Source organism: Christiangramia pacifica (assembly GCF_057221535.1).
The window spans coordinates 1,797,833-1,812,516 of the sequence record NZ_CM170146.1; the positions used below are offsets into that span (position 1 = coordinate 1,797,833).

Here is a 14,684-nt window from a genome sequence, read left to right on the forward strand (position 1 = left end):
GACTTGTCGGCTTAACTAATTTCTTCCTGGTTCCTAAAATTACACTTTTTCGACAAAACTCATTATTTGCGATGAACCGATACCGTACACAGTAGCGTTACTAAATTTAAAATTCATCTCTAACATTAATATTTCTATTTTTAAATAGAACCATTATATTATTCCACATACTATTTGTTAGAAGGTCAGCTGTGAATAAATGCTGATGATAATTATTTAAAATAATTCTCAAGCGCTTACTTCTTAAAAATCCAAATGGCATTCTATCTTTCTCAAAAACTACTTCCTTGATATCCTTAATATCAATTTCTTTTTTCACCCAAAAGAAATTTTCGTTTAGAACAGTCAATTTTCCTTTCTTGAAGATGAAATAATACATGTAATTGGATTGCCAGACTAATAGTAAAATTATTATGAGAGCAATAAAGCCTAATCCATAAATATTGTAATTAGAATAGACAAGTTTAATTAATAAGTAAAATATTATTGACCAGGTTAATATTCCCCGTGCTTTAAAGAATTGATTATTTCTGAATTTTAAATTTTTTAAATCAAAAGTATCGAAATCCTTATGGTTTACAATATTCTTTTCTTTTTCCAGAATTGATTTAAGTCTTGCAATATCTTTATAAAATTCATCGAATAAATGTATCGTTCGACCATTATTCATTACAATTTCTAATCCTTCTCTAAAAATTAATTCTTTTGACCTAAATCTATAGTCATTACGATAAAAAAATTTACCTGTTAGTTTCAGATCTTTAATGTTTTCGATCAAAAATTTTTCACTATTAATGTTCAGTTGAGTTTTTGAAATAGATACGTTTGGAACAATTTTTAATTGCTTATAAAATTCAAATATGATTAGTAATGGTATAAATGCAAAACCGATCAGGGTTACATAAAAACTAAGACTTAAATCTTCATTTTTATCCTGAAAAGTTTCAATCAAAATTTGACTACCGAAATATAATATCGGAGCAAATATTATCAACAATAGAATTGGACGTTTTAAAGTTGTTAGAATATTTTTTTTGATTCTAATCATATAAAATTTTTGTTCCTTCTCAAGCTATTGAGTACAACGGTCTCGGTTATCGCCAGTTGGCGGAGTATGGGACGCGGGTTTGTCGGCTTAGTGTTGGTTTGTTGGTCAAGTTAATTATTTTCTTACTAACGGTGCCGGCTATTGGCGATTAACCGTTGTTATATATAGTTGCGTTAGTAATATATATATCTTCGAATTATCCAAATCGATATTGATAGAATTATAAAAGAAGTAAAAATTAATATACGCTTCCGGGGAAAAACACTGAACTTTTTATAATCTATTATAGATGATATAATCATTAAAATTATTATCACTGGAACTGAAAATAACCATAAATAACCTATTATAGATGGAGAATAAAAACCACTATGGAAATATTTAGCTGGTAAGAGTGAAATGACTATAAAAGATAACATCACGATTATTAAACAGACATCTAATTTTCTTATTTTAGGTTTTAGATTCATTCTTTAATAATTATCAATTTTCGTCTCGAATCTCGTTTATCTGATTACAAATTAGAATTTAATTTTCTATTCCTATTTTCTAGATTAGTGTTTATCAAAATCATTCTATAAGTAGTTAAAAGTCCTAGTTACATCAAACTACTTGTAATATTAATAATTAAATTATAATTTCATTTTTTTCCTCTAAAAGAGTCTGGATAATAACTCTTTCTACATGAGATAATCTCCGATGTTTTTTAAGTTCCATTCAACAAATCTAAAAGTAATGATTTGTTGCGTTAAGTTATTGAACTCAGCTTTCTATTAAACAATTATAGCTAACGGTCTCGGTTATCGCCAGTTGGCGGAGTAAGAGACGCGGATTTGTCGGCTTAGTATTGGTTTGTTGGTCAAGTTAATTACTTTCTTACTAACGGTGCCGCTTATTGGCGATGAACCGTTGTTAGCCACAGTTAAACTACGATAAATATGGTTTTGCAAGTAAAAAATGAAAAACTCCAAATATTATAGCTCCACTTAAATAATTTAATATCGTATTAGTTCTATCAAGGTTTTGAGCAACTTTTAAACCTTTGTACAACAAGATTAATTGCCAAAAACTTATTGCTGTCTGAATTAATGTGAAAATTATTATTAAACCAGCGAGTATTACAACGCCTGGTTTATCTTCATTAGAAAGTAAAAATCCAGAAATCCCAAGATTAATAAAAAGTAAAATAGAAGAGATGTATAAAGGAATATAAGCTATGCTTATGGCATTATATATTCTAATCAAGTCATTTTTAGCATTGAATAATTTTCCTGTGAGCTTTATCAGAAAACCTAAAATTATATTAGAAGTAATCCCATAGCAAACACCAAGTGTAATTAATGCCATTATTGAGGCGAAAATTGTCTTCTTACTGTTGAAGTCATAGTATCCACCCGATTTCATAATTAGATGCATAAACATTATCCCATTTAAACTGAAAAAGAATAATGTTTTAAACCAATTGATCTTGTTTGAAAGAGCATCTTCAAAAGTGGATGTTGGATTTTTTAGAAGTGATTTGATTTTATTCATTTTCTATCTGAATTCTCAACTTTAATTTCTGTTCCAAATTTATCCATTTCTGTACCGCAATTTTGACAAGTATTCTCACCATATAGGGCTTGTCTTTCATTTTTTGGTTTTCTCACTATAGGTTGTTTTGTACCACAATTAGGACAGTAAATACGATTTAAATTAATTCCTAGGTTTGCATATCTGCTATCTTTTTTTATGAAAGTCATTAATACTAAAAGTATTATTCCAATTGCAATTCCTATCAAAAATACATTCACGGATTTTAATTTAATTGTGGCTAACGGTCTCGGTTATCGCCAGTTGGCGGAGTAAGGGACGCGGGTTTTTCGGCTTAGGTTTGGTTTGTTGGTCAAGTTAATTATTTTTCTTTCTAAGGGTGCCGGCTATTGGCGATTAACCGTTGTTGTAAAAAGTTTAGTTCTCTGATTCTTTCTTGATATGTTCCAAAACTCTATTGTGGATGTTATGAATTATATAGTCAGACCACAATTTCCAATAGAACTCTGGGTAAATATCATTTTTATACCAGGTGGTTCCTTCAAGAATTGTCACGTTATCCTTTTCTTTAGTTAATTTAAATTGTCCTTTATAGGACTTAAAATATCCATCTAAATGTGGTGGGTGAATATCCCAAAATGGATTTATTTCGTTCATTGGAATTGGTTGTTCTTTTACATCGAACTGTAATAAATTTGGTTCATTCCAAGTAGTAATAGGTTCTACAAAGCTACCTGTTGTAAAATTGCAATATCTGATTGCACCTACACCTGTTCCTTCTATTGTTGCATTTGTCGGATAGGATATGCCTGTTTTAAAAATCCAGTTTTCAGGTTCCTTTATTGTATCAAATGTTATAACATTTTTCCAGACATCTTCAATTGGCGCATTTACTTTAACTTTTGTAGTTACAGGAATTAATTTTTTAGGTTTATTAATTGTGTCAAATCCTAAAAATCCGAATGATAGAATTAATATTATTATAGTCAAATTTGTTGGATTTAGTTTTTTTGTTCCCGACAATCTGTATCCGAAATAGGATCCTATCCAACCTCCTAAAAGTAATAATGGACTGGCCATTACTAGACAAATTAATCCTTCAATCGCGAAAATTAATAATAGTAATGAAGCAAAAATAAAAGCCAAAAAACTTAAATTGTAAGCATCCGTTTTTGAAAGTTTTATTTTTCTACCTGAAATAAATGGAGGTAAAAATCCTAAGATTATTGGTATTAAGAAGAAAACTGTCCATCCGTAATCTCCAAAGTAGTTAATAGATATATATCCAAGAACTTGAACAATAACTAATGTTATAATCCAGGATTTATAGTTTGTTTTATTCCAAATTTGATTCACGAAATTTTTCTTCTAAATTTTTTACAACGGTCTCGGCTATCGCGAGTTGCGGGAGTTGGGAAGCGGAGTTGTCGGTTTAATTGTTTTTTTTCCTGGTTTCTAAAATTACACTTTTTCGGCAATACGCGTTATTTGCGATGAGCCGTTGTTGTATGCTGTGCTTTAATACTTTTCTCTCAAATTTTATTTAGAAAATTATCAATTAGAAAAGATGGATATTTTTCATCAAATTGATCAAATCCTAAAACTTCCATTTCTGGATTCCATATATTCTTTATAATAGGAGCAATATCATTTAATTCTTGGCTTTCTGAAAGCTTATTTAATTTTGGATCCTGATTTCCATAAATTAAAAATGGTATTATAAAAGGTGTTTTCTCTTTAAATAAATCACTTTGATTTAATCTTTTATCAGGCCAGTCGATTTTTATAGTAAATTCTGAACTTGTATCAATTATAAAGACTGCATTTTCTTTTATTATTTCATTAAAGATATTCTCTTTTTGGTCACTAAAATGAACTTTTATATAAGCTGCATTCCAAACTGTCAAACCTTTCTTATTAACTATCTTATATGGATGAAATGCGTTTGGTATAAATAGACCTCCAATATTCCCAATTACTATTTTATATAGTTTATTGAAATTTAATTTTTCTTTGTCCTTTTTTTCGAAACTACTCGTTAAACCATATAAATAATATGGTTTAAAATCCGATAATTTTACCACTTGGGTATCAGTTGTATTTTTATTTGGAATACTTTTCTTTTTAAAAATATCGAACATCTATTCAGTTTCTAATTGTTTACTCGAATTTTGATAAAGCATTGCATACAACGGTCTCGGTTATCGCCAGTTGGCGGAGTAGGGGACTCGGATTTGTCGGCTTAGTATTGGTTTGTTGGTCAAGTTAATTATTTTCCTTCTAACGCCGCCGCTTATTGGCGATTAACCGTTGTTGCCACCAGTTCTTTATAGTTTAATTATTCTTAAAGCAGGTTCGGTTATTTTTGTGTTTGTAACCATATTTTTTAAATGAAAGTTGCTTTCATATTTAATCGAGATCCTTTTATTTATATAGGACTCAAATTTGAAATTTTCTTTAGTCTGTTTTTCACCGTATAAATACCATTCAAATTTTATTTGGTTTGCACTCCGAATTTTGAATTCTTTTTCTGTGATTATAATCTTTGAAGGTTTTAAAATTGTCAGAATTTCCTTTTCATCAAATATTATTTCTAATTGATTATTGTTTTCGTCAAATTTGATTTTTTCTATTTCATGAAAATTATCATACGGTTTCCCAAACCACTTTCCCCATATCCTTAGAGTTCCTCCGTCAAAATTTAAATTATCAAATTTCTCTACAATTTCTATAGGAGTTAATTTAATAGGTTTATCACCTTCTTGAGAATTTTCATCATTTCTATTTGCCCAAAATGCAATGAGAGCTAATAATATGATTCCGATAATTATTATTGTCAGTAGACTCATCTGAATTGGTGGCAACGGTCTCGGTTATCGCCAGTTGGCGGAGTAGGGGACTCGGATTTGTCGGCTTAGTATTGGTTTGTTGGTCAAGTTAATTATTTTCTTACGAACAGTGCGCTTATTGGCGATGAACCGTTGTTGTGGTGCGTTTTTAACTATTTTGAAATACCGTTTTATTTTAATTCGTATCGATCAAATTCTAATGTTTTTAAATCGCCTACAGTTGTAAAAATATTATATTCATTTGGTATATAGAGTTTTCCCTTAAATACAATATACGGACTAGGAACTCCTTGATCAATTTTGTAATATATATTCCTCTCTAAGTTTATTAATTTCGTATAATCAACCCAAGGTCCAATCCAAGTATTAATCGTTTCTAATTTGTATTTAGGTTCTTTGCCTTTTGGTAATTCTAATAGCATAGACTGAATGTCAGATTGAGCGTCTGTTGGGTTTTTTAAATATTCAGATATTTCAACAGGCAAGTCTTGAAATTTTACTTTTTCATTTTTTAGTTTATTGATATTGTGCTCGTCACAACTAATAAAACATATAGTAGATAATATGAAAACTATTTTCAAAATTGTCGATATGTGTTTCTTAATCGTCATTTCTTAAATGCACCACAACGGTTACGGTTATCGCAAGTTGCGGGAGTAAAGACGCGGACTTGTCGGCTTAACCATTTTCTTTCCTGGTTATTAAAATTACACTTTTTCCGCAATACCCGGAATTTGAGATTAACCGCTGTTACACACAGTTAATTGTACTGAATCTCTCTTATTTCCATAAATTTAAAACTATCATTTTGGATTACTTTTCTCTCAATCCAATTCCCGTAATCATCAAACTTGTATTTGTAAGACGAGGTATATTTTAACGAATTATCGTAACTATATTCTTTTACTGAAGCTAATATGGTATCTCTATAATTGTAAAATACAGAAAAATCTTTTTCGGGTTTTATGGAATCATAATAATAAGTTTTGGAAAGAAGGCCTTTTTTATTGAAATCATTTATTTCCAGGGTATTTAGAATGGTATCATTCGAATCTAAATCAATATATAATTGATGAATAGTGGATTTTAATTTTCTTTTCCTAGAATCATACTTGAAATTCTGAATTTGTTTGAAATAGTAATTTTCAGTTGTTGATTCGTGATATGTATTATTTAACAAAGAATCTTTGTAATTATATTGAATAATTAATTGAGTACTGTCTGGAAAAGTTGAAACAATCTCTTTCTGTAATTTGTTATTAGAATCATAGATATAGTTAATATCAACTGTTTCATTTGTGATAAAACTAAATTCTTTAAGCTTCGTTATCTGATTTTTTTCATTGTATTTCTTGTCCGTAATTGCCAGGGTATCTTTTTTTGAAGATTCTAGATCTGAATTAATTTTTATCAGATATTCCTTTGAACTTTTTACATCACCATTTAAGTCTCTTGTATTTTTTGTAGAATGATTACAACTACTTAAGAATAATAGACTAAGAAATAGAATTGTGAGTTTTAGCATTCTAAATTAATTGTGTACAACGGTCTCGGTTATCGCCAGTTGGCGGAGTAAGGAACGTGGGGTTGTCGGCTTAGTATTAGTTTGTTGATTAAGTTAATTATTTTCTTACTAACGGTGCCGCTTATTGGCGATGAACCGTTGTTGTTATAAGTTTTGCGTTTCTATATTTTGTTAGAACTAACTGTATCTTTCTAATTTATTCTAACAAAATTTCTTTCCGTTGCTGGATCATCTCTATCGAAATCAACTCTATATTTAAAAGTCATTTTTGAGTTATTATCTTCTAATTGGAAATAATGGGTGTATTCAACCTTCTCTTGATACAACAGTAGATCATTTTCTGGAACAACTTCAAATTCTTGAGATCCATTTGAATAATACAAATCGAAATCTCTATGAATTGAATCATTTTCAATTCTATAAGTTCCTATTTCTTTTGAGTGATATCCTTCGATCTCTTGAGATTTCTCGTTAAAGAAATATAATTTACTTTCATAAGTTTTGTCCGCGTAAAATTGATATTCTCTGACGTTGTAATATGCATCATCATTGTAACCTTCAACTTCTCCTGGTAATATACTTGCTTTCCATTCCCACGTTCCAATTATTTCCGAGTTTACATCATTTATATCTTCTTTTTCACATCCAATAATAATGATAGCTGCCAGTAGTAGTAAAGTTTTTTTCATTTTGTCTTTAGATTAAGGGTTTGAGAAATTTTCGGATTTGATTTCCTATTAATAAAATAATTAAACAGAAATAGCAATCTTGCGAGTTATATTGTTTAAAAATTTTAGAACTTTTAATTCTTTTAATCTCTTATTTTATTTTATCAAATTGTTAATGTCAATTGACTTTTTAATGGAATCACTTTTAGCAAAATTTGTTACAACGGTCTCGTTTATCGCCAGTTGGCGGAGTAAGGGACGCGGAGTTGTCGGCTTAGTATTGGTTTGTTGGTCAAGTTAATTATTTTCTTTCTAACGCTGCCGGCTATTGGCGATTAACCGTTGTTAACTGCTGTGGCGACTCATTAATTGACATAAATTATCGAACTCAAATTTTTGCTACCAAAATTAGGGCCTAGCTAAAAGTTTGTTCTTATTAGAATTAAAAGTTATAAGATGCAGAATTAATATAATTATCAGAAGTCCGAAACTACTTATATTATCGAACTCTTCATCCCAAAATATTAGTTCTTTCAAAGAGTCAAGAATGAAAACAATAATCCCTGCGCTAATGGAGCCTTTTAGTTCTCGTAGCCTTAAATCTGATATTTGCTTGTTTTCATATTTCTCTTTAGAAAAAGCTATTATTACAAGGGAAATCAAAATGACTAATTTCAAGATCAAATCAAATCTTGATTGATCAATATTTAGCCATTTAATATAAAAGTCGTTTAACAAAAAAGCTATTAGAGTGGTAATTCCGATGATAAGACCAATTGTTTTATAAAAAGTAGGTAAAAGTTTTCCGTTCATTTTTACGTATCATTTTATTATTTAATAAAGTATAAGATTTTATAGATTTTACTTCTGGAGACATTGCAAGTAACGGTCTCGGTTATCGCCAGTTGGCGGAGTAAGGGACGCGAACTTGTCAGATTAACTATTTTCTATCCTAGTTTCTAAAATTACACTTTTTCAGCAATACCCGTTATTTGCGATGAACCGATGTTGGCAATAGTTTTCTTTAGATCTTGAATTTCATTATAATCTTCTATTTTTAAAATTTCTATAAGATTAAGAAATGATATTTTTCCTCGTTTAAAATAATTAATCAAAATGCTTTTATTGGATCGAATAAATTCGTTTTCATAGGTCTGTTGAAAATTATACTTTATCGATTTACCAGATTTTAAATTTATTTCAATAAAATTATCAATTCCATTTGATAATCCTGGGGTAGTGGTATTTATAGCCAAATGATTTCTTTTTCCTTCGAAATCAAATATTGAGATCTTTATTAATTTGATTTTCTCTAAACCAATGTTTTGATTACTTATATAAATTTGTTCATCTGACAATTTTAAATTCCCATTACTTATCGCTTTTATTTTTTCAATTTTATTAAAACTTGATATTACTCTAAAAGCAAAAAATAATACTGATCCGAAACCTATTACTCTAAAAAAGGAATCAACCAGTGTTACTTTAAAAAAGTAAGAATTGAGTAATAATATTAATAAGCTTAAAAGTCCTAATAAGATTATAGCTTCATCAATTGACCAATACCTTTTATTAGGTTTATTATATATTTTAAATGACTTGTTTTCCAGAATTTCTAAAATTATTGCCAACGGTCTCGGTTATAGCCAGTTGGCGGAGTAAGGGACGCGGGTTTGTCGGCTTAGTATTGGTTTGTTGGTGAAGTTAATTATTTTCTACTAACGATGCCGCTTATTGGCGATTAACCTTTGTTGCCCACAGTATTTGTTTATTTTTTGTTTTAAATTCTCTATGCATTGAAATAAGAGCAATAATTCCAATTGTAAAATAAATATAACCTGAAATTGTCCAACCATTCAATATTAATTGGCTATCTATATTATTCGTTTGATTATCCCAAAAAAACTGTGGATAGTTAATTGATCCGTGAACTACTGCGAAGAGTAAAATATTATCTCCAAAATTTTTCCAGACCCAGGTTAGTATCATTGTTGCACCTGTGATTATCAGTAACCAGGGAATTAGAATTTCACTTTTTTGAAATAGAATTGGGAAATGCCATAAAATCCAAATGATTAACACGAAAAATATAGCTTTTATTAAAGTATATTTTTTATTCAAATTTGGTAAAAGCCATCCTCTCCACCCTAATTCTTCTCCAATCCCAATTATTAATATTTGTAAAATTAGATGAAAGAAAAGCTGTTCCCAATTGTTTAAAATAATTGTAGTTATTAAATCAGCAGAAGTGCCTCCTAAAAATAATGATAGGATAGATATTATTAGTGTTAGAAAAGGGATTAGGAAGTATAAATGAAGGCTTCCACTTTTAAGAAAAAACCTTTTTAGTTCAATCTTTTCTTTATTCCTCCACATCAAAATTATAGCACTAATTCCTGGTGATATAACCGTTATTAATCTTGATAAGTAAATATCAAAAGGATTCGGTATTTTCAAATTTTGAGAGACCCACATATTTAAAGGAATGCCCAATCCATAGGAAATTATAAAAGCAATAATTATAAAACTAAGAATTGGATATTTCTGGAGTATTTCGACTCTCTTTTGACTTTTTGAATGATCTTCAGTTAGTTCCAATTTTTCTGTAATTTTGTGGGCAACCGTCTCGGTTATCGCCAATTGGCGGATTAAGAGACGTGGATTGGTCGGCTTAGTATTGGTTCGTTGGTCAAGTTAATTATTTTCTTTCTAACGGTGCCGCTTATTGGCGATGAACCGTTGTTGGCTGTAGTCATGTTAGCTTAGATTTAAATTTCACTAGTAATATTAATGAAATCGAACTAAAGAATAATATTACAGAAGTAGTTAAAAATAATGGCGCTTTATTTTCTCTAATCACTTCTCTTGAACTTAAGTATTCTTGACCATTAACAATGATACCTAAAACTGGAACAAAGTCTTGAGAGTTACTATTCGAATTATTTTCTTTAGGAACTTCTAACTTTATTAAGTCTCCTTTTTTTACATTTTCTTCAAAACTGGACTCTTTAAAAAGCCAAATATTGTCAGCGATTATTTTAAAATCTATATCCAAATTCTCTAATTGAATTTGATAATTTTTTAGGTTGGAACGTCCGTTAGCAGAATATGTTAGAAAAGAATAATTCTCAATTTTCCCTTTTATGGATTCGAGATTATTTTGATCGGTAATTTTTTCGTTTGTGAAATGGAGATAAAGAAATAAGAGTGATCCTAGAAATGTTATTCCTATACCTTTTTTTAAAGCATTTATATTTACTTCAGAAGTATTTTCTTTTTTACTCAAAGTATTCTGATTACAGCCAACGGTCTCGGTTATCGCCAGTTGGCGGAATAAGGGACGCGGATTTGTCGGCTTAGTAATGATTTGTTGGTCCGGTTAATTATTTTCTTTCTAACGGTGCCGCTTATTGGCGATGAACCGTTGTTGTATATTGGAGCGATATATAAAAAAATTATTTAAAAATAACTTCAATATATTCCCCTATTCTGCGATCCTCATCCATTACAAAGATTTTCTTGTAAACATTCTTTGGCCAGAAAAATTGGTTCCAACGATAATCCATAACAAACCTGAGTTCTGTTTTCGATTCATTTACTTTGATGTCTATAGTTCCAGAACCAGTATCAAAGATTAAATAATGACTCCCGTCATGAGGTATCATTATGTATGGTTTAAGATTTTCACCATTTAAAACTAGTGTGTCATTTTGTTCATACTCTGCTTTATCTGTTGAAGTCACTCTTGGAACATTTTCTGCCAGAATATCTATTCCTTCGAACTCTACTGAATAGGATCTAGTTTTAATAACTAATTTATATATAGAAGTTGGAGTTGAATATGGAATTTTAAGAAGTGAGAAATCATATATAACTAATTCTTCTTCATATTCATACCTTTCCTCAAAAGTTATTTCGGGATAGATTTTTGATCCGTCTTCACTGAGTAAATAAAATTCATCAGAATCACTTATTTTCAAAAATTTTCCAGAAACCATTATTTCTGCCCCAGGGTAAAATAACAACCTTTCAACCCAACTTCTTAATGTTTCTATTTCAGGTTTATTGGCGTGAAATTCATACGCTACCGTAGTACCATCTTCAGCGGTTACGAGATATTCTACAGGCTTAGAATAATCAGGATTTCCTTCGGCCAACTCCCATGAAGCGTATTCTGAAACAGTTAGTTCCGGATCAATACTATTGATATGATCACCAACATCCAGGTAAATTTCTCGCTTCTCATGATCAATCTCTGCTTCTTTTATATTACCGGCAATATTCACTTGAAAAGAAAGAATCTCCTTTTCAGACGATAGAGGTCTGTTATTAACCTGTACTCTGTAAACCTCTGTAATTCCGCTTTCAGCATATACTGTATAAGCAACCGCTGAAGAAAAATCTTGTGGTATATTTTCTGCAGGGCTTAACCTGGCATTTTCAGAATAACTTATTCTTGGAGTTAAGTTACTAAGATCCTGTCCCTCAGTATTAAAAGAAATGATTTTTGAATTTTGATCTATTTCACCGGAGACATATATTCCATCTACAGGTAATTGAAAGTCTGTGATTTTGTTTTCATCGCTTAAAACTTCTGGTTCGTTAGTATCATCATCTTTATTACAGCTTATAATAGTTATTGCTAGGAGTATAGAGATTATTTTAAATTTCTTCATTATTTAATTTGTTGATGGGTTTAGGGATGGGTATACTATTTCTTCAGATTCACCAATTACAAGGGTTGGACTAGTATAAGGGTAGTCACCGGTTTTAAAACGCCAAATTTCGCTACCATCTAAAACATTAAATGCATAGTAATATTCATCCCCTCCAACATAAATAATATCGTCATGGACAATTGGTGAAATTTGAGTGTGGGTGGGCAGGGTACGTTTCCATTTAATTGAACCTCTTGTTGCATCCATGCAAAATAAAAATTCGTTACTGGTGAAATAAATATGGTTTTCATAAAGAAATGGACTTGAATAAATTTGGCTTCCAGTGCCGAGCCTCCAATTGAGATTTCCATCATTTTGATTTATTGAAAATACTTCTGTATTCGCAATTACAATTATATCGTTGTGAAAAAGGATAGGTCTGGTTTCATTTCCCTTATAATTTGAAATACTTTCATTGGTAATTTGGATATACCAAATGGTTTCACCAGTATCTTTCGAAAGTGCAAAGAAATATCCCAGCCCTGATCTAAAGAATACCTTATCTTCAGAAGTTATCGGGGTATGTCCAATTTGGTTGTAATAATCATTGCCTAGTTCATTCGGTATTGTGAAGGTCCACTTTTCCTCTCCTGTAATTTTATCATATACTTCTAGATCTGGATTAGACCGATCAGTTAAATATATATTGAGATCGTCTAATCCTGCAGGTCCTTTACTTTCATATGTGTCTATAGACCATTGGGTTGCTCCTTTATCATTTGGATCGAGTCTTTCAAATGCATCATAATTAATTTTTCTATAAATAGCCTCTCCATCACTCATAACGAAATGACTTTCATATTCATCATTGGATTCTTTAGTCCATACAACGTCGCCGGTTAAAATATTCTTAGACTGCAATTTCTTGTAGTGTATAAATATTTGATCGCCTATAGTGGAATGTAGACCTCTCATTAGTGGATTCATTTGATCTTTCCATAACAGTTGTTGAGTTCTTACATCTAAAGCATAAAAGATATCTTCAGCTGTAAAGAACAAGATTTTACTTTTAGGCATTTCCAGGGTAAAGCTTACCTCTGAATTTCCTCCCTGGCTGTCTGTAGCAATTATTTTTCCAGAATGAGTTGAATTATATGGTAGGAAACCTGTTGCGGACTGATTGATGGTCTCAGAAAGTATCTTCTCGTTACCAATATAAACGTCATAAGTAATTAAGTCGCCATCCGGATCTGACGGGGTAGACCATTGCACCGTAAAATTTTGATTTTCATACTGGATCGATTCAATTTGAATTTTCCCGGGAGGTCTGTTTTCTTTTGGCTTATTTTCTTTGGAACAGGAAAAAAGTGATAACCAAATAATTGATAAAGTAATTACCTTAAATGGATTTCTTAGCATTAAAAATGTTAGTTTGAGAATTAAGAATCCAAATATAAAATTATTTCAATATGATTTAACAATTATTTAAGATTTCAGGCTATTTCTCTTCAATTGTAGGATTATAATTAGAGCTCTTGTATACAACGGTTACGGTTATCGCAAGTTGCGGGAGTAGGGACGCGGACTTGTCGGATTAACCATTTTCTTTCCTGGTTTCTAAAATTACACTTATTGGACAAAACCCGTTATTTGCGATGAACCGATGTTGGGCTGCGTTTTTTACTCTAAACCTAATTCCTTAATTAATCGGTTAATTTTGTCTTCTGATTTATATGCTCCTTCTTGCGTGGGATATTTTCCTGTTTTCATCTGATATGTTCTTCCTAAATATAATTCGAACTGATTTGAATTTATATTCTTATTTAAATAAGCCTTTTTTAAAACTTGAAAGTATTTATTTCTAGTTTTTATATCTGAGGAATGGTGAATTACCAGCCACGGTGCGATATTAGCATTTTGAGAAAACCTTTGTTTATCTGGATATTCAAATTTATTTAAATAAAGATCGATTCTTTTCAAATTTAATTGGTCTACAGAATCCATCTTCTTATAGAACTTCTTCAATTCTTTTGAATTCTTTCCATATTTAAGCAGTATTTCTGAACTCTCTCCTTTTCTTATATTTTGATCTGTCTGATGTATTGTTTCTAAGAATATTTCTTGTTCAGAAGTAGAATTCAATTCTGCAATTTCTTTTACTACGTTGATTTCCTCCTTTTTGACAACTTCTTGACAACTAAAGATTGTCATTATTAAAAAAGTCAGAATTATTCTTTTTAAACTCATATTTGTAAAATGCTGCCCAACGGTCTCGGTTATCGCCAGTTGGCGGAGTAAGAGACGCGGCTTTGTCGGCTTAGTATTGGTTTGTTGGTCAAGTTAATTATTTTCTTTCTAACGGTGCCGCTTATTGGCGATGAACCGTTGTTGTTGCAAGTATGG

Annotated in this window: 16 protein-coding genes; all 16 read right to left on the reverse strand. The window is 30.5% G+C overall.

Features of this window, described 5'->3' with window-relative positions:
• Positions 1-106 precede the first annotated feature (106 nt).
• The 16 genes from AC2S94_RS08320 to AC2S94_RS08395 all read right to left on the reverse strand — a co-directional run bounded on the left by AC2S94_RS08320 (position 107) and on the right by AC2S94_RS08395 (position 14,528).
• Positions 107-1,048, reverse strand: coding sequence for a hypothetical protein (locus AC2S94_RS08320; protein WP_484628145.1), 942 nt, complete (start codon positions 1,046-1,048; stop codon positions 107-109).
• Positions 1,049-1,975: 927 nt separating this feature from the next.
• The gene (locus tag AC2S94_RS08325) at positions 1,976-2,581 is read right to left on the reverse strand and encodes a Yip1 family protein (protein WP_484628146.1); all 606 of its coding nucleotides are present in this window, start codon (positions 2,579-2,581) and stop codon (positions 1,976-1,978) included.
• Complete coding sequence (locus tag AC2S94_RS08330; protein WP_484628147.1) at positions 2,578-2,829, reverse strand: hypothetical protein; 252 nt, start codon at positions 2,827-2,829, stop codon at positions 2,578-2,580. The genes AC2S94_RS08325 and AC2S94_RS08330 overlap by 4 nt, the downstream gene beginning before the upstream one ends.
• A 169-nt stretch (positions 2,830-2,998) precedes the next feature.
• On the reverse strand, positions 2,999-3,937 hold the full coding sequence (locus AC2S94_RS08335) for an SRPBCC family protein (protein ID WP_484628148.1): 939 nt from the start codon (positions 3,935-3,937) through the stop codon (positions 2,999-3,001).
• A gap of 176 nt (positions 3,938-4,113) precedes the next feature.
• The gene (locus tag AC2S94_RS08340) at positions 4,114-4,722 is read right to left on the reverse strand and encodes a hypothetical protein (protein WP_484628149.1); all 609 of its coding nucleotides are present in this window, start codon (positions 4,720-4,722) and stop codon (positions 4,114-4,116) included.
• Between the two features lie 186 nt (positions 4,723-4,908).
• The gene (locus AC2S94_RS08345) at positions 4,909-5,430 is read right to left on the reverse strand and encodes a hypothetical protein (RefSeq protein ID WP_484628150.1); all 522 of its coding nucleotides are present in this window, start codon (positions 5,428-5,430) and stop codon (positions 4,909-4,911) included.
• Positions 5,431-5,600: 170 nt separating this feature from the next.
• The gene (locus tag AC2S94_RS08350; RefSeq protein WP_484628151.1) at positions 5,601-6,041 is read right to left on the reverse strand and encodes a hypothetical protein; all 441 of its coding nucleotides are present in this window, start codon (positions 6,039-6,041) and stop codon (positions 5,601-5,603) included.
• A 149-nt stretch (positions 6,042-6,190) separates the two neighbouring features.
• A complete protein-coding gene (locus AC2S94_RS08355; protein ID WP_484628152.1) occupies positions 6,191-6,955 on the reverse strand; it encodes a hypothetical protein in 765 nt (254 codons plus the stop codon).
• A 191-nt stretch (positions 6,956-7,146) separates the two neighbouring features.
• Complete coding sequence (locus AC2S94_RS08360; protein ID WP_484628153.1) at positions 7,147-7,644, reverse strand: hypothetical protein; 498 nt, start codon at positions 7,642-7,644, stop codon at positions 7,147-7,149.
• Positions 7,645-8,031: 387 nt separating this feature from the next.
• Entirely contained in the window at positions 8,032-8,436 is a 405-nt protein-coding gene (locus tag AC2S94_RS08365) for a hypothetical protein (RefSeq protein WP_484628154.1), read from the reverse strand.
• A 152-nt stretch (positions 8,437-8,588) separates the two neighbouring features.
• Positions 8,589-9,254, reverse strand: a complete 666-nt coding sequence (locus AC2S94_RS08370; RefSeq protein WP_484628155.1) for a hypothetical protein — start codon at positions 9,252-9,254, stop codon at positions 8,589-8,591.
• A 100-nt stretch (positions 9,255-9,354) separates the two neighbouring features.
• Complete coding sequence (locus AC2S94_RS08375) at positions 9,355-10,221, reverse strand: CPBP family intramembrane glutamic endopeptidase (RefSeq protein ID WP_484628156.1); 867 nt, start codon at positions 10,219-10,221, stop codon at positions 9,355-9,357.
• 154 nt (positions 10,222-10,375) lie between these two features.
• A complete protein-coding gene (locus tag AC2S94_RS08380; RefSeq protein WP_484628157.1) occupies positions 10,376-10,909 on the reverse strand; it encodes a hypothetical protein in 534 nt (177 codons plus the stop codon).
• A gap of 169 nt (positions 10,910-11,078) precedes the next feature.
• Positions 11,079-12,299 carry a DUF5018 domain-containing protein gene (locus AC2S94_RS08385; RefSeq protein WP_484628158.1) on the reverse strand — a complete coding sequence of 407 codons (1,221 nt, stop codon included), beginning with the start codon at positions 12,297-12,299 and terminating at the stop codon, positions 11,079-11,081.
• A 3-nt stretch (positions 12,300-12,302) separates the two neighbouring features.
• Positions 12,303-13,700: a PQQ-binding-like beta-propeller repeat protein gene (locus tag AC2S94_RS08390; RefSeq protein WP_484628159.1), complete on the reverse strand. Its 1,398-nt coding sequence runs from the start codon at positions 13,698-13,700 to the stop codon at positions 12,303-12,305.
• A gap of 261 nt (positions 13,701-13,961) precedes the next feature.
• A complete protein-coding gene (locus tag AC2S94_RS08395; protein ID WP_484628160.1) occupies positions 13,962-14,528 on the reverse strand; it encodes a hypothetical protein in 567 nt (188 codons plus the stop codon).
• Positions 14,529-14,684 lie beyond the last annotated feature (156 nt).